The sequence below is a fragment of the Nonomuraea sp. NPDC052116 genome (assembly GCF_040680035.1).
Classification (GTDB): Bacteria; Actinomycetota; Actinomycetes; order Streptosporangiales; family Streptosporangiaceae; genus Nonomuraea; species Nonomuraea angiospora_A.
This window is the reverse complement of record NZ_JBFAWA010000072.1, coordinates 12,718-31,996: the sequence shown is the minus strand read 5'-3', so window position 1 is coordinate 31,996 and position 19,279 is coordinate 12,718. Positions and strand designations below refer to the sequence as shown.

The 19,279-nt window shown below is 67.6% G+C and carries 20 protein-coding genes, 1 tRNA gene and 1 pseudogene; 16 read left to right on the top strand and 6 right to left on the bottom strand.

Going from position 1 to position 19,279, the window contains the following annotated elements; genetic code table 11:
- The first annotated feature begins 215 nt into the window (after positions 1–215).
- The 3 genes and pseudogenes from AB0L65_RS61470 (at position 216) to AB0L65_RS61460 (ending at position 1,591) form a co-directional block, all read left to right on the top strand.
- Entirely contained in the window at positions 216–491 is a 276-nt protein-coding gene (locus AB0L65_RS61470; RefSeq protein WP_364266834.1) for a hypothetical protein, read from the top strand.
- 204 nt (positions 492–695) lie between these two features.
- Positions 696–881, top strand: a pseudogene (locus tag AB0L65_RS61465) (ribosomal protein L7/L12); the annotation flags it as partial.
- A gap of 92 nt (positions 882–973) precedes the next feature.
- On the top strand, positions 974–1,591 hold the full coding sequence (locus AB0L65_RS61460; protein ID WP_364266831.1) for a GNAT family N-acetyltransferase: 618 nt from the start codon (positions 974–976) through the stop codon (positions 1,589–1,591).
- Positions 1,592–2,212: 621 nt separating this feature from the next.
- Here AB0L65_RS61460 and phoU read toward each other — a convergent pair.
- Positions 2,213–2,857, bottom strand: coding sequence for a phosphate signaling complex protein PhoU (gene phoU / locus AB0L65_RS61455; protein ID WP_350733256.1), 645 nt, complete (start codon positions 2,855–2,857; stop codon positions 2,213–2,215).
- 124 nt (positions 2,858–2,981) lie between these two features.
- Between phoU and AB0L65_RS61450 the strand changes: the two genes are divergently transcribed.
- Entirely contained in the window at positions 2,982–4,163 is a 1,182-nt protein-coding gene (locus AB0L65_RS61450) for an ATP-binding protein (protein ID WP_357725415.1), read from the top strand.
- Complete coding sequence (locus AB0L65_RS61445; RefSeq protein WP_185070431.1) at positions 4,160–4,852, top strand: response regulator transcription factor; 693 nt, start codon at positions 4,160–4,162, stop codon at positions 4,850–4,852. The genes AB0L65_RS61450 and AB0L65_RS61445 overlap by 4 nt, the downstream gene beginning before the upstream one ends.
- A gap of 63 nt (positions 4,853–4,915) precedes the next feature.
- Here AB0L65_RS61445 and AB0L65_RS61440 read toward each other — a convergent pair whose 3' ends face one another.
- Positions 4,916–5,494 carry a copper chaperone PCu(A)C gene (locus AB0L65_RS61440; RefSeq protein WP_364266828.1) on the bottom strand — a complete coding sequence of 193 codons (579 nt, stop codon included), beginning with the start codon at positions 5,492–5,494 and terminating at the stop codon, positions 4,916–4,918.
- 275 nt (positions 5,495–5,769) lie between these two features.
- Between AB0L65_RS61440 and AB0L65_RS61435 the strand changes: the two genes are divergently transcribed.
- From AB0L65_RS61435 to AB0L65_RS61420, 4 genes are all read left to right on the top strand, one after another.
- A complete protein-coding gene (locus AB0L65_RS61435; RefSeq protein WP_043624891.1) occupies positions 5,770–6,252 on the top strand; it encodes a CarD family transcriptional regulator in 483 nt (160 codons plus the stop codon).
- Positions 6,253–6,269: 17 nt separating this feature from the next.
- Positions 6,270–6,740, top strand: a complete 471-nt coding sequence (gene ispF / locus AB0L65_RS61430) for a 2-C-methyl-D-erythritol 2,4-cyclodiphosphate synthase (RefSeq protein WP_364266825.1) — start codon at positions 6,270–6,272, stop codon at positions 6,738–6,740.
- Between the two features lie 185 nt (positions 6,741–6,925).
- Positions 6,926–7,213 carry a GlsB/YeaQ/YmgE family stress response membrane protein gene (locus AB0L65_RS61425; RefSeq protein WP_364266822.1) on the top strand — a complete coding sequence of 96 codons (288 nt, stop codon included), beginning with the start codon at positions 6,926–6,928 and terminating at the stop codon, positions 7,211–7,213.
- Between the two features lie 98 nt (positions 7,214–7,311).
- On the top strand, positions 7,312–7,581 hold the full coding sequence (locus tag AB0L65_RS61420; protein WP_364266819.1) for a GlsB/YeaQ/YmgE family stress response membrane protein: 270 nt from the start codon (positions 7,312–7,314) through the stop codon (positions 7,579–7,581).
- A 59-nt stretch (positions 7,582–7,640) separates the two neighbouring features.
- Here the strand turns inward: AB0L65_RS61420 and AB0L65_RS61415 are convergent, their stop codons facing one another.
- Positions 7,641–8,552: a DUF2637 domain-containing protein gene (locus tag AB0L65_RS61415; RefSeq protein ID WP_364266816.1), complete on the bottom strand. Its 912-nt coding sequence runs from the start codon at positions 8,550–8,552 to the stop codon at positions 7,641–7,643.
- 58 nt (positions 8,553–8,610) lie between these two features.
- Here AB0L65_RS61415 and AB0L65_RS61410 point away from each other — a divergent pair, with 58 nt between their 5' ends.
- From AB0L65_RS61410 to AB0L65_RS61380, 7 genes are all read left to right on the top strand, one after another.
- Positions 8,611–8,997: a PPOX class F420-dependent oxidoreductase gene (locus AB0L65_RS61410; RefSeq protein WP_350733268.1), complete on the top strand. Its 387-nt coding sequence runs from the start codon at positions 8,611–8,613 to the stop codon at positions 8,995–8,997.
- 64 nt (positions 8,998–9,061) lie between these two features.
- The gene (cysS, locus tag AB0L65_RS61405; protein ID WP_364266812.1) at positions 9,062–10,453 is read left to right on the top strand and encodes a cysteine--tRNA ligase; all 1,392 of its coding nucleotides are present in this window, start codon (positions 9,062–9,064) and stop codon (positions 10,451–10,453) included.
- Positions 10,454–12,204: 1,751 nt separating this feature from the next.
- Positions 12,205–13,311 carry an LLM class flavin-dependent oxidoreductase gene (locus tag AB0L65_RS61400; RefSeq protein ID WP_364266809.1) on the top strand — a complete coding sequence of 369 codons (1,107 nt, stop codon included), beginning with the start codon at positions 12,205–12,207 and terminating at the stop codon, positions 13,309–13,311.
- Positions 13,308–14,000 (top strand): alpha/beta hydrolase, encoded by a 693-nt coding sequence (locus AB0L65_RS61395; RefSeq protein WP_364266806.1) that lies wholly within the window; start codon positions 13,308–13,310, stop codon positions 13,998–14,000. Before AB0L65_RS61400 ends, AB0L65_RS61395 begins: the two co-directional genes overlap by 4 nt.
- A 4-nt stretch (positions 14,001–14,004) precedes the next feature.
- Positions 14,005–14,685, top strand: coding sequence for a winged helix-turn-helix transcriptional regulator (locus AB0L65_RS61390; protein ID WP_364266803.1), 681 nt, complete (start codon positions 14,005–14,007; stop codon positions 14,683–14,685).
- Between the two features lie 31 nt (positions 14,686–14,716).
- The gene (rlmB, locus tag AB0L65_RS61385) at positions 14,717–15,679 is read left to right on the top strand and encodes a 23S rRNA (guanosine(2251)-2'-O)-methyltransferase RlmB (RefSeq protein ID WP_364266800.1); all 963 of its coding nucleotides are present in this window, start codon (positions 14,717–14,719) and stop codon (positions 15,677–15,679) included.
- 20 nt (positions 15,680–15,699) lie between these two features.
- A tRNA-Thr gene (locus AB0L65_RS61380) sits at positions 15,700–15,772 on the top strand.
- Between the two features lie 569 nt (positions 15,773–16,341).
- Here the strand turns inward: AB0L65_RS61380 and AB0L65_RS61375 are convergent.
- Genes AB0L65_RS61375 through AB0L65_RS61365 form a run of 3 tightly spaced genes read right to left on the bottom strand, consistent with a single transcriptional unit; the run spans position 16,342 to position 19,066 of the window.
- Positions 16,342–17,568: a tyrosine-type recombinase/integrase gene (locus AB0L65_RS61375; RefSeq protein ID WP_364266797.1), complete on the bottom strand. Its 1,227-nt coding sequence runs from the start codon at positions 17,566–17,568 to the stop codon at positions 16,342–16,344.
- Complete coding sequence (locus AB0L65_RS61370; RefSeq protein WP_364266794.1) at positions 17,565–17,750, bottom strand: helix-turn-helix domain-containing protein; 186 nt, start codon at positions 17,748–17,750, stop codon at positions 17,565–17,567. The genes AB0L65_RS61375 and AB0L65_RS61370 overlap by 4 nt, the downstream gene beginning before the upstream one ends.
- Positions 17,747–19,066: a replication initiator gene (locus tag AB0L65_RS61365; protein WP_364266840.1), complete on the bottom strand. Its 1,320-nt coding sequence runs from the start codon at positions 19,064–19,066 to the stop codon at positions 17,747–17,749. The genes AB0L65_RS61370 and AB0L65_RS61365 overlap by 4 nt, the downstream gene beginning before the upstream one ends.
- Between the last annotated feature and the right edge of the window lie 213 nt (positions 19,067–19,279).

Genomic DNA, 19,279 nt, shown 5'->3' with positions numbered 1-19,279 from the left:
CGACGCTCGCTCACCGAGCCCCAGCTCGCGGCCGCCCCCACACCCCCGGGCGAGGGGACTCCCGTCCCCTCGCGCTCCCCTCGCCTGGCCCTCTCGGTATCGATGGTGGCTTGGAGCATTCCGCCTGTCTCGGTTGTAGGTCGACGGGGCCGAGCCCGCCCTTGCGGAACCCTTCATCGCAACAGGTAGCCTCCTGGCAGGAAGGGTTGGCGGGCATGAGCGAACATCGCGAGACGACCGGTCGATGCTATGCGTGCAAGCGCACATTCAGCTTCGACCCGAAAGAAGTCGTGACTGTCCTGATCGATCCCGAGACCCACATGCCGCCAGGGATCACGGTCCTCGGCTCTCTTCGTCCGGCCAAGCCGGAAGCCGTGGCCAGGTCTGTCGACGAGCCCATCTGCCCTGACTGCGTGACCAAGGCGCAGCAGTACAGCGAGGAGAGCGGATCGGGTCGCTCCTGGGGAAGCTGGCCGTCGAGCAGCAATTGAGCTCTCGTGGCCCCGAGGTCAAGATCAAAATCGGCGGGGCGAGTCCCGAACGCAGCTCTGGGCGAGAGATACGGCGATCTTGTGGCACAGCAGAGCCCCGCACCCCAGCCTTGGGCCCGCAAAGCGGCAGACGCAGTGAGGGCTTCGACTAGTGCGGTGACCACATAGGTTCACCGGCTCGGGGAACCGTGCTGTACTGCTTGCGCCGGCGACAAGAAGATTCAGGTCATCAAGGAGATCCGCGCGCTGACCTCCCTCGGTCTGAAGGAGGCCAAGGGCCTGGTCGACGGCACTCCGAAGCCGGGCTTCGAGGGCAAGGTCAACAAGAAGCAGGCGGAGAAGGCCGAGGCCGTCCTTGAGGGCGCCGGCGCCGCCGTCAGCGTGAAGTAGTTCTACTTCGCTTCCGAGAGGGAGCAACCCCACCCAGGTGCTGGGTGGGTCGCTCCCTTTTCCGTTTTCTGCCACTCGTTACGCTGCCGGGCATGATCAACGTTGTATCCGAGTGGACCAAGGGCTGGGCGATCTCACGGGGGGCTGGAAAGCCGGTGGCTGAGCCGTGGGGCTGGCGCATGGAGGTCGAGGGGATCGGGCGATACATCGTCACCGACCTCCAGTGGCTGGAGAAGCTGCTCCCCACCGTCACTGAACAGGGCGCCTGGCTCAAGCTCTTCGTCTCCCCCGAGGAGGCTGCGCCATACCTCACTCAAGGGTGGGAACGCACAGACCCCGGCTTCATGATGACCGTGGATCTGGACCGCGCCGAACCCCGCTGCCCGGCCGGATACGAGATCGAGGTGACCACCTCCGGAGCGGCCACCTTCGTCCGGATCCTGATCGCTGGTGGCGGGCAGGCCGCGCGCGCCCAGATGGGTTGCACGGGGGAGACCGTGGTCGTCGACAAGGTGCTGACCGATGAGGCGCACCAGCGGCGGGGACTGGGCACGGTGGCGATGCGCACCCTGCACAATCTGGCCATCGACCAGGGGGTCAGCGTCGGCGTCCTGGGCGGGACCGTTGAGGGGCGGGCGCTCTATGAGCGGCTCGGCTGGCGCGTGGTCTCACCCCTGACTTCCTTCCAGTACGGCGGAGCCCAGCCCTAACCGATTGCGCCACTTCACCGGAAGTCGTAACCGCCGCAACCCGGAGAGTAAAGTTCTCGCCAGGTTACCCTGTGTAAATGGAAGATGGGAGTGCTGCCACCTTCATCCAGCGGCGCCGATGAAGCGCTCGCGAATGGCGTGGACGTCTTGCACGCGTGGTCCTGCCGTCCGGGGCGCCAGAGCACCCTTCTCAGTCGAGGTTCCGATCGGCACGCGCCATCCCGATGTCAGCACTCATACATCATTTTAAGGCGCACAGTACCGGGCTTCACGGCATGCGCTCAAAGCTCACTTGTCGATGGGCGACATCGGTAGCTGGAGGCGTTGATCTCCGGCCGGTCAGGTCACGTGTGGCCGGCTCTGAGATTCCGGCTCTCGACTGTGACACAGCCTGCCATGACTGGTCGCATGATGGCCGAGACCCGGGGAGCGCGAGGGGACGGGAGTCCCCTCGCCGGGGGTGTGGGGGCGTGCCCCCACACAACACAGCCTGAGCCCCTTCACGCGAAGCGCGCCTCTGCGAAGACCGCGCCTTTCGGGGGTCGAAGGGGGCGAAAGCCCCCTGGGAAGCACTGTCTGGAACCCCGAGCGCGAAGCGCCCAGGAGTGGAAGGCCTTGCTTTTAGCTGGGCCGCGCCCCGGTGACCAGGTAGACGACATCCGCCGCCACCCGGACCGCGTGGTCCGCGTACCGCTCGTAGTAGCGCCCGATCAACGTGATGTCGATCGCCGGCTCCACCCCGTGCTCCCAGTCCTTGGACAGGATGTTGCGGAACAGCCGCCGGTGCAGCCGGTCCATCGCGTCGTCGTCCTGCTCCAGCTCCAGCGCCGAGTCCACGTCCCGCGAGGCGATGCAGCTGCCGGTCTTGGTGACGAGGTTCTCCGCGATCTGGCCCATCTCCACGATGGTCGAGCGCACCTCGGCCGGGATCGCCGACTCGGGGTGGCGCAGGCGGGCGACCTTGGCGACGTGGACGGCGAGGTCGCCCATGCGCTCCAGGTCGGTGCCCATGCGCAGCGCCGTGATGACCATTCGCAGGTCCACGGCCACCGGCTGCTGCCGGGCCATCAGGTCGAAGATCGAGGCCTCGACCTCGGCGAACGTCGCGTTCACTTCCTCGTCCCGGGAAATGACACTCTCGGCGAGCTGAAGGTCGGCGTCGAGGAGGGCCGTGGTGGCACGGGAAATGGCCGAGCGGACAAGCCTGGTCATCTCAACCAGCTTGTCAGTCAGCGAATCAAGTTCTTCATGGTACGCGTCGCGCATGTGGTCACCGTACGTGCCCCTCGATGAACGAACCCCTACCGTCAGATGAACTTTCCAGGAAAGGGGCCTTCCATCCCTGATGAGAGGGTCTGCGCCTGGGAGAAGGCCACCTACCATCGAAGACATGAGTGAGATGGCCATGAGCTTCGCGGCCCTGGCCGGGTTCGTCGTGGGCGCCCTGGCGGTCCTGTTCTACCGAAACCAGATCGAGGCTCCGAAACGCGCTGCCATGGAGGATGGCACACAGACCGGGAGCGCGCTGCCGCAGGGCGTCGCGTCCGTGCTGGCCGTGCTTCCTTCCTCCGCCGTGGTGCTCGACGCGCATGACAAGGTGCTGCGCGCCAGCTCGGCCGCGCGGGCGTTCGGGCTGGTCAAGGGTGACCGGCTGATGGCCGCCGAGTTGCTGGCGCTGGCCCGGCAGGTACGCCGTGACGGCGAGATCCGCGAGAGCGAGATCGACGTGGCGGGGCACAAGTTCGGCCAGGAGACCACGAACTTCGCGGTACGCGTGGCTCCGCTCGGCTCGCACGGCCAGGTCCTGGTGCTCGCGGAGGACCAGACCGAGCGCCGCAGGGTCGAGGCCGTACGCCGTGACTTCGTCGCGAACGTCAGCCACGAGCTGAAGACCCCGGTGGGCGCCATGAGCCTGCTGGCGGAGACCATTCAGGACGCCGCCGACGACCCCGAGGCGGTCAGCCGCTTCGCCGGGCGCATGCAGCACGAGGCCGCCCGGCTCAACTACCTCATCCAAGACCTGATCACACTCAGCAGGATCCAGGGCGCCGAGCCCATCCCCACCCCCGGACAGGTCTCCATCGACGAGTCCATCCACGACGCCATCGACCACTGCAACACCAAGGCCGTCGCCAAGGACATCACGCTGGTGTCCGGCGGCACCGAGGGCCTGCGCATCTGGGGTGACGACGAACTGCTCGTGACGGCGTTGCGCAATCTGATCGACAACGCCGTCGCGTACAGTCCGGAGCACACCCGGGTCGTGGTCAGCGTGCGGCCCGCCGGTGACTCGGTGGAGATCAGCGTCAGCGACCAGGGCATCGGCATCCCGGAGGAGGCGCTCGAACGTATCTTCGAGCGGTTCTTCCGCGTCGACGCGGCCAGGTCGCGGGCGACCGGTGGCACCGGGCTCGGCCTGGCCATCGTCAAACACGTCGCCGCCGCGCACGCCGGCGAAGTGTCCGTTTGGAGCAAGGAAGGGTCCGGCTCCACCTTCACGCTCCGCCTGCCCGCCTTCGGCGGCACGGCGGTGGCAGTACCACCCTCGATTCCCCTGGAGACAGCCCAATGACTCGCGTACTTGTCGTCGAAGATGAGGAGTCCTTCTCCGACGCCCTGTCCTACATGCTCCGTAAAGAGGGTTTCGAGGTGTCGGTCGCGGCGACCGGGCCCGAGGCTCTCGACACGTTCGACCGCAACGGAGCAGATCTGGTGCTGCTCGACCTGATGCTTCCGGGTCTGCCCGGTACGGAGGTGTGCCGCTCCCTCAGGCAGCGCTCCAAGGTGCCGGTGATCATGCTGACGGCCAAGGACAGCGAGATCGACAAGGTCGTGGGCCTCGAACTGGGCGCCGACGACTACGTCACCAAGCCGTTCTCGTCCCGCGAGCTGGTGGCCCGCATCCGCGCGGTCCTGCGCCGCCAGGGCGACGTGACGGAGGAGCTGGAGACCGCGGTGCTGGCCGTCGGGCCCGTGCGCATGGACGTCGACCGCCACGTCGTCGCCGTGCGCGGTGAGCAGGTGCAGCTGCCGCTGAAGGAGTTCGAGCTGCTGGAGGTGCTGCTGCGCAACGCGGGGCGTGTACTGACCCGTGGCCAGCTCATCGACCGCGTGTGGGGCGCCGACTACGTGGGCGACACCAAGACCCTCGACGTCCATGTCAAGCGCCTGCGCGCCAAGATCGAGTCGGACCCGTCCAACCCGCGCTGCATCCTCACCGTGCGCGGCCTGGGCTACAAGTTCGACGCCACCGAAGAGTAGAAAACCCTTGTTCCGGTACGAGTCGCGTACCGGAACAAGGGTTTCGGCGTTTCCGGGGAAAGGTCAGTGGGCTTCTTCGGAGGCCGACGCGGACGGCGTCGGGGTGGGCGTGGGGGCCGCGGGGGCTCCCGGCGCCGGCGGGTAGTCCTTGAACTCGCGGCTGCGCGTCACCACAGGGACGTTCAAGGACACGATCCCGGCGTTGGCGAACTGGAGGTCCAGCTTGATGCTCTCGCCGCCCCTGAGGCTCTTGGGGATCGCCTCGAGCATGAGCTGAGGGGTGGGCTTGCCGGTGTTCACGAGCTGGCGGCTCGGGAGCTGGATCGGGGCCGTGACCTTGACCGTCCCCATGGTCCCGGCGGAGACCGCCTCGAGGGTGTCGGGGGTGCCGGCGGTGTTGAGAATGTTCAGGTAGATCGGGGCGGAGCCGCGCCAGGCGAGCTGCGCGCCGGCGTCGGGCCCAAGAATGAACGCCTGCGGGATCTGAATGCCGCGCGTGCCGTAAGCACCGTTCTCGATCAATGCCAGTGCCTCGTTGGGCGCGTACGGCTTGTTGGTGGTGGCGTCGAATCCAGCCCCGCAGCCCGCCAGCATGGGGGCTGCCAAGAACGCGGCGACGACAATCCAGCGACGGCTGGTCACGGGCGGGTTCTCCTTGGTCTTGCGGAGGGCTCGCGCATGCGCTAAGCGCAGGTGGCGCGCATGCGTGATGTGCAGCGCCCACCATATCGATCCGAATCCATGGTCATATCCACGCCCCCGCAGGTCATTAGCTATGTCCGGAAATGCCAGACATAGAGTTGAGCACTTGTCAAGCCCTAATATGCGGCCTTGACCTGCAGTTATGAGGATTTCACTGTTCCGGGAGGCTGTGGATGCGTGGTACCCTGGAGTACAGCGGAAGGGGTACTTGTCACATGACTTTCCAGGTCGGCGACACAGTCGTCTACCCCCACCATGGGGCTGCTCGGATCGAAGCAATCACGAAGCGATCCATCAAGGGTGAGGAAAAGACCTACCTGGTGCTCAAGGTCGACAAGGGCGACCTTACCGTCCAGGTGCCAGCCGAAAACGCAGAACTCGTCGGTGTGCGCGATGTTGTCGGCCAGGAAGGCCTTGAGCGGGTTTTCGATGTCCTGCGGATGCCGCACACGGAAGAGCCGACCAACTGGTCTCGTCGCTACAAGGCCAATCTGGAGAAGCTCGCCTCCGGCGATGTGAACAAGGTCGCCGAAGTCGTTCGGGACCTGTGGCGGAGAGACCGCGAGCGCGGCCTGTCCGCGGGCGAGAAGCGCATGCTCGCCAAGGCGCGTCAGATTCTGGTCAGTGAGCTTGCCCTGGCGGAGAAGACCAACGAGGACAAGGCTGAGGCCCTGCTCGACGAGGTTCTCAACTCCTGAACACCAATCTTCCACGGGTGGGCGTCGGAGTCGACGTCCACCCGTTCGCTTCAGGAGCCTCGGGACGTGAGCTCAACCTCGTCGGCCTGCACTGGCCGGGCGAGACCGGACTCGAGGGCCATTCGGACGGCGACGCGGCCGCGCATGCCGCGTGTGACGCGCTGCTGTCCGCGGCCGGCATGGGTGATCTCGGGCAGCTGTTCGGGACCGCGGACCCGCGATGGGCGGGTGCCTCGGGCGTCGCGCTGCTGGAGGAGACCGCGCGGCAGGTGCGTGCCGCGGGCTATGAGATCGGCAACGTGGCCATTCAGGTGATCGGCAACCGGCCCAAGCTGGCGCCGCGCCGTACCGAGGCCGAAAAGGCGCTCAGCGCCGCCGTGGGCGCGCCTGTGAGCGTGTCCGCCACCACCACCGATGGGCTCGGGCTGACCGGGCGGGGAGAGGGCGTCGCGGCCGTCGCGACAGCCTTGGTCGTCAACCTTTCCTGAACGCCGGGCGTCTTACGTGTGGATGCGTGAGGGTGTCCCGGCGGGTCGTCGCGAAGCCCGCTGTATCAGGAGGCGGCGGTTCGTCACTGGCGCGGTACGGACCGCCGTCTCCCCTTTTTGGTTGTTTTGCCTGCTCTGAGGGTATGTGTCCCCACGACATGTGAACGTCTCGGGGGGAGCAGCACATGATCGGCGCGATAGTTTCCGCGATCGTCATCGGCGCCATCGTCGGCGCCCTGGCCAGGCTGATCGTTCCTGGCAGGCAGAACATGTCCATCGGCCTGACCCTCATCGTCGGCATCGTGGCAGCCCTGATCGGAACGCTGATCGCGCAGGCCGCCGGCGTGGCCGACACGCGGGGGATCGACTGGATCGAGCACATACTCCAGCTCGTGCTGGCGGTCGTCGGTGTGCTCCTCGTGACGCGCTTCACTGCGGGACGCACCGGGCGTACGGGTGGAACACCATCCTGACCTGCTCATTCGTAAAGACCGCGCATAAAAGCGGTAGATCGGGTAGCGAGCATCTCCGTGGGAGTGAACCGCTCACTCTCACGGGGAGGTTTCGTACCATGACTATCCAGTCCATCCTTGGCGCCATCGTGATCGGCGCCGTGATTGGCGCAATCGGTCGCCTCCTGCTCCCCGGCAGGCAGGCCATCGGCTGGATCCTCACCATCGTCGTCGGCATCGTGGCCGCCCTGCTAGGCACGCTGATCGCTCAGGTGCTCGGCGTCGCGACGACCCCCGGCATCGACTGGATCGAGCTGGTGATGCAGGTGGTGCTGGCCATCGTCGGCGTGGGCCTGGTCGCCGGGCTCCGGCGCGGCTCCAGCGTCTAGACGGAAATAGATGGGCCCGCCCGGGATCGTGCCGGACGGGCCCTCTCACGTCTTGCGGCTCAGTCTTCGGGGGGACGTGGGGTGCTGCGGAGGCGTTCGGCGGGGGCCGGGGCGTCGTCGTCGTGGATCACCGGGTGGGGGGCGGTGTCCTCTAACTCGTCCTCCCGCGGGCGCTCCAGGTCGTCGGCCAGCTCGGGGCCGTGCCCGGCATCCGGTACGTCGTCCTCGATCACGGGGTGCGGCTGGGTGTCCACGTCCTTCTCGTCGACCCGCGGGTGGACCAGGACGTCCGTCGGCCTGACCCGGTCGCCCCAGCGGACGGGGCGCGTGGGGGGCTCCGGTGCTTCTTCGTGCTGCACGGGCCACTCCGCCACCTGCGCCGCCAGCGGAGCAGGGGCCTCGGCGACCTCCTGGACCGGCTCGGGGGGCTCCTGGACCGGCGCCGGCTGCGGCGTCTCGGAGAGCCGTTCCGAGTAGATCTCGACGGGCGGCCGCTCGGGCTCCGGATGGAAGGGGACGATGTCCTGCTCGGCCGCGGTCTCCTCGCTCTCCGCCCGATGTGCCTGTACGTGCTTGATCAGCAGCAGCCAGAGCCACAGGGCCACGGCCAGCATGACCCAGGGCGCCAGGGCCACGCTCACAGCCGTCGCCCGCACGTCGAACGCGAACCGCACCGCCGTCGCGACGTTGGCCGCCGCTGCCGCCACGATGAGCACGACCAGCACGAACGCGGCCTGCGCGCGTACCAGCAGCCGGGCGGAGCGCAGCAGCAGCACGTCGATCAGCGCGATCACCAGGAGCGCGTCGAAGGCCGCCGGATAGAGGAAGGCGAGATCCTGGCCCGCCTCGCCGGTGATGGCCAGCGCGCGCAGGTCGTCGAAGGAGAGCGCGCACGCGGCCCCGGCGAGGGCGGCGACGGCGAGTCCGGCCAGGGCAATGCCCAGGCGGCGCAGCATAGAGGGGGGAGTCACGTCCATGGCGGTTCGAGCCTACAGAAGAATGAGGACCAGGACCGATCAAGGGAGATACATGGCCGAGCTGTCGGAAGATGCGCGCAAACTCTTGGATGCCCCGAATTATGCGACGGTGACCAGCCTCAACCCTGACGGCGGGCCGCAGTCGACGGTCGTGTGGGTACGCACGGACGGTGACGACGTGCTGTTCTCGACGGTGCGGGGGCGCAGGAAGCCGCGGAATTTCGAACGTGACCCGCGGGCGAGCCTGCTGGTCATCGATCCGGACAATCCGTACAGGTATGTGGAGGTGCGCGGGCGCGTGACCATCACGTCCGACCCGGAAGGGGCGCTCATTCAGGAGCTCTCGCACAAGTACCGAGGGCTCCCATGGGAGGACAAACCGGGCGTCGAGCGAGTAATCGTACGGATCTCGCCGGACAGAGTGACGTTGCGAGGCTGATTTGTCGACGTGACGGCGGGATTTATCGGCGTGACTAGCCCTCTGAGGCGTTAGCCTTGCCTTCGTGAGCCTGCACATCTACGACACCAGCACGCGCGCCATCCGTGAATTCGTTCCGGTCGAAGCCGGCCGGGCGTCGATTTACCTGTGTGGGGCGACCGTGCAGGCTCCTCCGCACATCGGGCATATCCGCTCGGGTGTGAACTTCGACGTGCTCCGGCGCTGGCTGACACGATCCGGCTATGACGTGGCATTCTGCCGCAACGTCACCGACATCGACGACAAGATCATCAGGGTGGCGGCCGAGGAGGGCGTGCCCTGGTTCGTCGTGGCCGAGCGCAACCAGCGGGCCTTCACCTGGGCGTACGACACGCTCGGCTGCCTCCCGCCGACCGTCGAGCCGCGCGCCACGGGCCACGTGCCCGAGATGATCACGCTGATGGAGCGGCTGATCGCCCGCGGCCACGCGTACGCCTCCGGCGGCGACGTCTACTTCGACGTCCAGTCCTACGCCGATCGCTACGGCTCGCTGTCCAACCAGAAGCTGGACAACATGCGGGCCGCGGCCGACACCGACGACGAGTCCTGCAAGCGCGACTCCCGCGACTTCGCCCTGTGGAAGGGGGAGAAGCCGGGCGAGCCGACCTGGCCGACCCCGTGGGGCCCCGGCCGCCCCGGCTGGCACCTGGAGTGCTCGGCCATGGCGACGAAGTACCTCGGCCCGACCTTCGACATCCACGGCGGCGGGATCGACCTGATCTTCCCGCACCACGAGAACGAGATCGCCCAGTCCCAGGCGGCGGGCGACGGCTTCGCGCGCTACTGGATGCACAACGGCATGCTCAAGATCGGTGCGGAGAAGATGAGCAAGTCGCTCGGAAACTCCCTGCTGATCCCCGAGATGGTGCAGAAGGTCCGGCCGGTGGAGCTGCGCTACTACCTGGCGGCCCCGCACTACCGCTCCTCGATCGACTACTCCGAGGAGGCCCTGCTGGAGGCGGCTGCCGCGTACCAGCGCATCGAGGGCTTCGTCACGCGCGCCGCCGAGGTCATCCACGACGTCGACGCGGACGCGCCGCTGCCGCAGGCGTTCGTGGACGCCCTCGACGACGACCTCGGCACGCCGCAGGCGCTGGCGGTCGTGCACGAGGTGGTGCGCGAGGGCAACGTGGCGCTGTCGCGCGGCGACAAGGAGGCCGTGGCCCGGTTGCTCGCCGAGACCCAGAACATGCTGGACGTCCTCGGCCTCGACCCCCGCTCGCCGCAGTGGCGGGGTGCGGGCTCGGACCTCTCGCCGGTGGTGGACGCGCTGGTGGCGGTCGCGCTCGAACAGCGCAAGGCGGCCAGGGAGCGCAAGGACTACGGCGCGGCGGACGCGATCAGGAACCAGTTGGCGGCGGCGGGGATCACGGTGGAGGACACCCCGCACGGGGCCCGCTGGGAGCTCACCCGCTAGCCCCAGACGTTCTGGTGGCAGCGGCGGCCTTGTGCGGTGTGCACAGGGCCGCCACTGTCGCGATAGGCGGTGGTTCCGTGCGGTATGCGCGGGGCTGCCACCGCCGCGATAAACGGCGGTCTCGTGCGGTATGCACAGGGCCGCTACTGCCCGCGATAAACGGTGGCCTCGTGCGGTATGCGCCGGGCTGCCATTGCCGCGATAAACGGCAGGCCCAACGCCGAGATCCTGCCGAGCAACCCGCCGCACGCCTCGTCCGCCCCGGCGGGCCGGACCCCCGAGCCGCCAGGACCGGAGCAGCGCCGCATTGAGGCGGTCGTGAAGCTCGGCCAGGACACCCGAGCCGCCAGAACCGGAGCAGCGCCAAATTGAGGCGGCCTTGAAGCTCGGTCAGGACATCTGAGCTGCCGGGACCGGAGTGGCGCCGAGCCGGGGCGGTCGTGAAGCTCGGCCGGGACATCTGAGCTGCCGCGACCGGGGCAGCATCGAGGCCGCCAGGCCAAGCGCTTCGCCTGACCTGAGCACTCGGGTGTGTTTGTTGCGGATCTCGTCCTCGCATTGTGGCGCGACCCTGGTAGGCCATCGCCATGGCGCGTGGAGACCGTACCGACGAGGAATGATCCTTGATCGACCCTCACCCGCCTCTGGGTGCCACAGGTCCGATTCCGGACCTGCGGCGGCAGCTCAATGCAGTGATGTGGCGGTTTCGTGCCGGCAGCCCGTGGCGGGGTGGATTTCGCCACGGCCCGTGCCCACCATCGTGTCGGCGGGATGGTCCTGGACGCCGAGTTGGTCAAGGCGGTGACGGAGGCCGTTGACCAGAGAAGGGGCTGCATCAAGAGGGGCAAATCCCACAGGTCGACGGGCTCGACAAGGCGGACGAAGACGGGGATCGGGGCGGGCGCCGGCGGTTGCCACTACTGCGGAGCAGGGTGCGGCTGAAGGCGGCCACTCTGGGCCACTCGCGGGGTGGGCTGAGCCGCAAGGGCTACCTGTCCGCCGACCGGCGATGCCATCGCTGCCCTCCATCCGCACCCCAGGCCAGGCTAGACACCCCCCGCAGTCCTGGTCCGTATCAAGGTCGCGGCTCCCCTCAGAAGCTCGGCATCTCCGAGAGAGCTTCTTTACGGCGACAACCCTTAACCGCGCCGGCGACCAGAAGACCTTCCGTGTCGGCGACGAAGAGACGCTCCCGTGTCGGCGTCCAGGAGACGCTCTCGCGTCGGTGACGAGGAGACGTTCCCGTGTCGGCGTCCAGGAGACGTTCCCGCGTCGGCGTCCAGAAACGCCGTCGCTGGTACGCCGTGCCGGTGCGATGGCCTTCGCGCCGCGTGTGCCGACACCGCGCGGAGCGGCTCGTCAGAACCCTCCTCATCCATGGCTCCCCAAAATTGAACTTGCCACTTCAAAATCAGGAAGCTCATGGTTTATATTGCGACCATGACATGGCGGAAAGCGAGGTGACATCCGCACGCACGCCCTCAGACGCACAAGCCAGCACATCCCACCGGTCGCATGCGCGGATTCGGGGCAATGCGCCCAAACCGCCGAACATCTCCGGCACCCGGTCCCCAACAACCGGCCCTGCGGCCATCCCTCATGGCAGCAGGGTCAGTGCGACCTCCGCCGCCCTCGTCCGGACGCCTGCCCCCCGTGATCCCCTGCGATTTCAAGCACCTCGACCACCCACCAGATCCCCATGACCACCACCTGACGACCACGACCCTCATCCACCACTCGGAGACGTTCCCATGAGACCGAAAATCGGCTACTTACTCCCGACACGTGACTGGACAGTGCTCGGCAACCAAGACCTGTCCGCGCTCATCGAGCAGGCGAGGCTGGCCGAGGAACTGGGGTTCGACTCGGTGTGGGCGGGCGACAGTCCGGTGACGCGCCCCAGAGCCGACGCGCTGATGATGCTCGCCGCAGTCGCCGCCACCACGAACCGCGTCACGCTCGGCACCGCCGTACTGCTCCCCGCCCTCCGCCACCCGCTCCTCCTCGCTCACCAACTCGCGACACTCGACGGCATCGCGGACGGACGGCTGATCGTCGGCATGGGCGGAGGATTCGCCCACCCGAACACCGAGGCCCAGTTCGAGGCGCTCGGAGTCGGCTTCAAGCGCCGGATCAGCCGCATGGAGGAGTCGGTCGACATCATGCGACGTCTTTGGACCGGCGAAACGATCTCGCACCAGGGCGGGCATTTCACGTTCCACGATGTGACGCTCGACCCCAAGCCCGTACAGGCCGGTGGGCCGCCGATATGGCTGCCGGGCAGCGGCGAGCGGGCACTGCGGCGAGCGGCCCGCCTGGCCGACGGCTGGCTGCCCTACCCGCCGACGCAGAAGGCCTACGCGGAGGACCTGAACGCGCTGACGTCGATCGGAACACCCCAGGCCTCATCAACAGCCGGCACCCCCGAAGTCTCGTCGGCAGCCTCATCAACAGCCAGTACCCCCGAAGTCTCGTGGGCAGCCTCCAGGGCCTCGTCGACAGCCGGTACCTCCGAAGCCCCGCCCACGGAAGGCACACGCGAGCACGGATCCCCCACGGCCTCGGCGACCCACCCGTTCACCCCGGCCCTGTACGCCACCATCTGCCTGGACGAGGACCCCGAACGCGCCCGTCACCGCCTCCGCACCAGCATCGAGCGCTACTACAATGCGCCGCTCGAGTTCGTCGAGAGCATCCAGGCCATGTTCGCCGGCACCCCGGAAGAGGCCGCGAACTGGCTGAACGGTTACATCGAGGCAGGTGCCCGGCATGTGGTGATCAGGCTGGCCGTGGACGATCACCGGGCGGCCATGGAGGAGTTCGCCGCGCAGGTGATGCCCAGGATGGGGGAGAGATGACCACGTTCGTCCTGGTGCCGGGCGCCTGGCACGGGCCATGGGCCTGGGACCGCGTCGTACCTCTCCTGGAACGATCCGGCGCCCGCACGATCACCCCGGACCTGTCCCACACCCCCGGCACCGGCCTGCACGATCACGTCGAACAGGTGCTCACCGCCCTGGACACCGCACCCGACGACGATCGTACGGTGCTCGTCGGACACAGCTATGCGGGCCTGGTGGTACGCCAGGCGGCCGACCTCCGGCCGGAACGCGTACACCATGTCGTACTCGTGGACGGCTGGGCAGGCCCGAACGGCGCCGGCATGTTCACCCTCGCCCCCGAAACCTTCGTACAGGCCATCCGCGCCTCCGCTGACGACGGGCTGATCCCCGCCCCCGCGCCCGAGCTCTTCGGCATCACCGACCCCGCCGACGCGGCCTGGCTCCGGGAGAGACTGCGCCCGCACCCGCTGCGTACATTCACGGACACGACGCGCCTCAGCGGGGCGGTCGACCGGATCCCCGGGACAGGCATCTTCTGTCGCCCCCAGACCTTTCCGTTCGAGCAGTTCGCCAAGTCGGTCGGCTACCGGACCCTCGCCATCGAGGGCCCGCACGACGTGATGCTCCAACATCCGGAACCACTCACCCAACTACTCGTCGACGTAGTCGACGGTTCGAAAAGAGGAAGCCCGAGATTAAGCTGATGAAGTGGATCGGACGTACAACCAGTTCTGCGCCACAGCGCGGACGCTCGACCTCGTAGGGGAGCGCTGGACGCTGCTCATCGTGCGTGAGCTGCTGACCGGCCCCAAGCGCTTCTCCGACTTCCAGAACAGCCTCCGCGGGCTCGGCACGGGCCTGCTGGCCGCGCGCCTGAAGCATCTCGAACGTGAAGGACTGGTGCGGAAGGTCACACTCCCGGCGCCCGCCCGCACGCCCGCGTACACGCTCACGGAGGCCGGCGCCGAACTCGCTCCCGCCGTGCTCGCCCTGGCGCGCTGGGGCATGAAATGGGCCATGGGCGAACGCCGGGAGGGCGAGGCGTTCCACGGCGGATGGGCGGTTCTGGGGCTGAGGGCCTGCTTCGACGCGGAGGCGGCGCGGGGCGTGCGGGCGATGTACGAGTTCCGGGTGGGGGACGAGGTCTTCCATGCCCTGGTCCAGGACGGGACGATCGACACCCAGCACGGTCCGGCGCAGCGTCCCGACGCCGTCATCGAGACCGACGACGAGGTGCTGGTGGACATGGCGGCCGGGCGTACGACGTTCGCGGAGGCGGTCAAGGAGCGTCGCGCCGAGGCGTCCGGCGACCCGGCGGCACTGGGTGCTCTGTACGGAATCTTCCGCATCCCGGCCCCGGAGGAACGCGCCATTCCCGGCGTGGGATAAGGCGCCCGGCGGCCCGAGTACCCTTATTGGCATGGCAGCAGGCGGTAGGGCTTCGGGCAGGCCCGCGAAGAAGAAGGGCCCGTCCAAAGGCGCCGGAGGGCAGGGCCGCCGGTCGCTCGAGGGCAAGGGCGCAACCCCGCCTGCCGAAATGCGGCATTGGTACAAGGACAAGGCCCGTACAGAGCGCATCGCCCGCGAGGATCGCGGCGGCGCCCGACGTCCCGCTCCGGCGCGGCAGCGGCGCTCCGAGGACGCGCCCGAGTACATCGGCGGCCGCAACCCCGTACTCGAGGCCCTGCAGGCGGGTGTCCCATCCAGCGCCCTCTACGTTGCTCAGCGCATCGACAACGACGATCGCGTACGCGACTCCATCAGGATCGCGGCCGAGCGCGGCATCGCCCTGCTCGAAGTCTCCCGCGACAAGCTCGACCGCCTGTCGGAGGGCGTCGTTCACCAGGGCATCGCGCTCCAGATCCCGGCGTACGACTACGCGCACCCGTCCGACCTCGTCGAGCTCGCGCAGGACGCCGCCGAGGTCCCGTTGATCGTGGCCCTCGACTCGGTCACCGACCCGCGCAACCTCGGCGCCATCGCCCGCTCGGCCACCGCCTTCGGCGCCCACGGCCTCCTCATCCCCTCCCGCCGCTCGGCCGGGGTCACGGGCGGGGCCTGGAAGACCTCCGCGGGCACCCTCGCCACCATGCGCGTGGCCCGCGCGGCCAACTTGACGGCGGCGCTGCGGGAGTACCGCGAAGCGGGCCTGTTCGTCATCGGCCTCGACGGTGCTGGCGAGACCGACATCGGTGACGTCGACCTGCTCGCCGAGCCGCTGGTGGTGGTCGTGGGCTCGGAGGGCAAGGGACTTTCGCGGCTGGTCCGGGAGCAGTGCGACGTGGTGACCCGGATCCCGATGCAGGCGGCCGCGGAGTCGCTCAACGCGGGAGTGGCGGCCGGAGTGGCGCTGTACGAAGTCGCTCGTCACAGGCGCCTCTAGCGTCTACACTGGTAGGCCGCGCCGACGTAGCTCAATCGGCAGAGCATCTGTCTTGTAAACAGAAGGTCAGGGGTTCGATTCCCCTCGTCGGCTCTGCAACAGGAAGCCCCTGAACAGGCGATTCGCCGTCAGGGGCTTCTTGGTTTGTCAGGACAATATCGAGATCTTGCTAACGGGCTTGCTAACTGCTGCTGGGACATCTAAGCCCGGTGCTCACTCGCAGAGAACATTCGCGAGCAACTTCGTGTAGAGCAGTCGAGTCATGGGTGAGAGGGATGGCCAGCGCTGTCGGATGTTCTCCTCTGCGAAGAAAGGATCTTCCTGAAGGATAGTTCGTTTCAGTTCTGCAGGTGCTTCCAGGAAGCTATGCGAGTCGTAGCCCTCTAGCAGTTCCATGAAGGCGTAGAGGGTAGTCGTTGCGTCCCATTTGTACGACGGGATGCGATCTTTGAGATCATGACAGTCAGAACACGTAGGTACCGTCTGCGTGCCCCCTGCTGCCTTTGGGATCGGATAGTGATCGTGTTCGTGCCGTCCGAGTCGGACGTCACAGTAGAAGCAGTTCACGCAGTCGCACTTTTGCAGTAAGCGTCTCTGCTCGCTTGGCGTCATGATTGCCATGGGCGATCACGATAAAGCACGGCTCCGACAGTTGCGGGCGCTCAACCCCTTTCCGTCCCAAGAGCTGCTGCGAAGATGTCTGCCGCTGTTGCGGCCTGTTCATGGATGACATGGGCGTAGACCCGGAGGGTGATCGCCGGATCGGCGTGGCCGAGCCGGGCCGAGACGACATGGACGGGAACGCCGGCCAGGAGCAGCGTCGTGGCGTGGATGTGGCGGAGGTCGTGCAGGCGGGCGTGGGGGAGTTGGGCTCGCGGATTCCGCTTGTTGTGGGTCTCGACGAGCTTGGGCATCAGTGAGCTGGGCGTGTCCGGGAAGAGCGGGTCTCCCCAGCCGGTAGTGAAGACGTACGCGCCTCCGCCTTTCCAGGACTCGCCGAGTCGAAGGCGTTCCTCGTCCTGACGGGCGCGGTGGGCCTTGAGGATCCTGACCGTGCTGGGGTCGAAGGACACGACGCGGGAGCGTCCGCTCTTGGTGGTGCCCTCGACTCGTTGGCGGTCGATCACCGCGGCTGTGCCGGTGATGTGGATCTGGGGCTTGTCCAGGTCCACATCCGTCCAGCGGAGGTTGAGCAGTTCGCCGCGACGGGCGCCCGTGTAGGCGGCCAGGTGGAAGAAGGCGTACAGGCGGTGCTCCTGAGCTGTGGCGAGGAAGGCCCGGAGCTGGGCGGGTGTCCAGATCATGCCTGGCTCGGTTGGCTGGGTGCGTGGGAGCTTGGCGCGTTCGGCGGGATTGTTGGGAAGCAGCTCGTCCACGAGCACGGCGTCCGTGAGTGCCTTGCGGAGCACCGTGTGGACGTGCTTGACGGTGTTCGCTGCGAGCGGGCCGCCCTTCCTGCCACCGCTTGTCAGCAGGTCGCGATAGAACTTCGTGATCGCCGCCGGGCGTAGTGCTTGTAGGCGGACGTTCCCGATCCGAGGTCCGATGTAGAGGCGGATCATGTCGCGGTAGCCCTTGAGAGTGTGCGGCTTGATCTCGACGGCGTGGCACTCGATCCACTCGGCGAGGTATTCGGCGACCGTGATCGTGTTCCGATCGATGTACTCGCCGCGCCGAGCTCTCACTCTGGCCTCGTCGCGGGCCGCTTTGGCATCGTCCTCGGTGGCGAAGCCGCTCACCCAGCGGGGCTTGCTCTCACCGGTCTCCGGGTCCTTGACGCGGATCACGTAGGACCAGGTGGTGCCGCGTTTCATCACGCCGTCACGGAGCTTCGGGGTCTTCCTCTTGCGCGGCTCGTCGCCTGGGGCTGCCGTGAGGGTCTTGGTCATGCTGCGTCCTCCTTCGAGGTCATGCGGGCGATGTAGTCGTTGAGCGCCGTGACGGCGATGCGGCGAGAGCCGTCGATGCGCAGTGAGGTCACTGCGCCTGTGGCGAGCAACTGGTAGAGCTTGCTGCGCGAGATGGCCAGGGCTTCGGCGGCTTCGGGGACGGTGAGAAGGAGTCGGGTCAAAGATGGCCTCCCGAAGTGGTGCCGGTAATGGCTGCGGCGAGGAGCGCGTCACCGGCCGATTGGCCTTGTCCGGCGTACTGCCAGTGAGCGATGACCAGGACGGTGTCCTCCTCGAAGAGCGGGAGCCGTCCGGTGTTGATCTCTTCGGCGCGCATGTGCTCTTCACGGGCCGCGCGCAGAGCGCCAAGGGTTGTGGAGTAGTGGCGGCTTTTGGTGGAGAAGTGGCCGCGGAAGCCGAGCATGTGTGCCCAGTGAGTGAGCCTGAGTTCGGCCAGGTCGGGGTGGCTGCCCAGCCGCATGCAGGCGGCAATGAGGCGGCGGGCGTGGTCGCGGACCGGTAGGGCTTCGAGGTTGTCGAGCGGCTGGATGCGCCGGTCCAGGGTGCCGACGCATTCGGCGGCCTTGGTGGCGTACTTGGCGATGTAGGCGGCGACGGCCTGTTCGGTGAGGTCGCCGTCCATGGTGATGCGGCGGACGTCGAGCTGAGTGCCCCACCGGAAGGTGCGGTTGAGTGGCTTGACCTCCGCAGTTACTACCGCCGCCGCGTGTTGGACGGCTTGTTCGAGAGCGTCGGTTGTCGCCCAGGCCGGTGGCGGTGAGTGTGGGCCGTCGGGTCCGTCGAGGCGGATGACGGCGTGGAAGTGGACGACGCCGCGTCGCTGGTATTCGGCGACCTTGGCGAAGGCAATGCTGACGTGTTCGCCCAGGGCCTTGACGGTCAGGCCGTTGAGCTTGGCAAAGCGGCGGCGCAGAGCGAGCGTGAAGCGGCGCCAGAGCTCCGGGCTGATGGCGTTGAACAGTACCGAGCCCTCGTGGTCGTAGCAGTCCGGGCACAGCGGTTCGCCGAGCCGCGGGTCGTCGGCGCTGTGTCGCTCGGTGCAGGACATGGCCTGTCCGTGTGGACAGGTCTGGGCGTCGCGGCGGGCGTGGCAGGGCAGGACCTTGCCGTTCTTCTCCCGCCGGACATGAACGGCTCCGAAGGAGGGCGCGGTGAGCGTGACGAACAGGCACGGGTGCGAGCTGACCGTGTCGGGCACGCCCTTGCCGCCGACGAGGCCGGCGCGGACGAGCTGGTAGGTGTCGGCGCGGTAGACCTCGGCGCAGGCAGGGCAACGCGTCGCGCGGCGGGTCTTGCACGGGACGCGCAGGACGCCGTTGGGCTCGGTAGTGGTGCTGTAGCGGTGCAGGAGGTGGCCGGTGGCCTGGTCGTAGTGTTCGACCTTGCCTCGCAGGTGGATGGGCTGGCGGCAGCCGCCGGTGCGCTTGATCTGGCTGGCCCAGCGGTCGTAGTCGGGTTGGTTGAGCCGGTGAATCATTCCAGCCACGGCGTGGCTGTGGGCAAGGTGGGGCAAGATGGGTCCTGTCCTATCCAGTGACTCTGGTGTGGATGGCCCCCGGCCTGGCGCGGATCTTGGCGGATGTGTGGCCAGGCAGGGGGCGCTTGCGGCTATGCGCCGTGGTTGTCGATGCCGATGCCGTCGCAGTCGGCGCAGGTTTGGTCGTCGGAGATTCCGGTGCCGTTGCAGGTG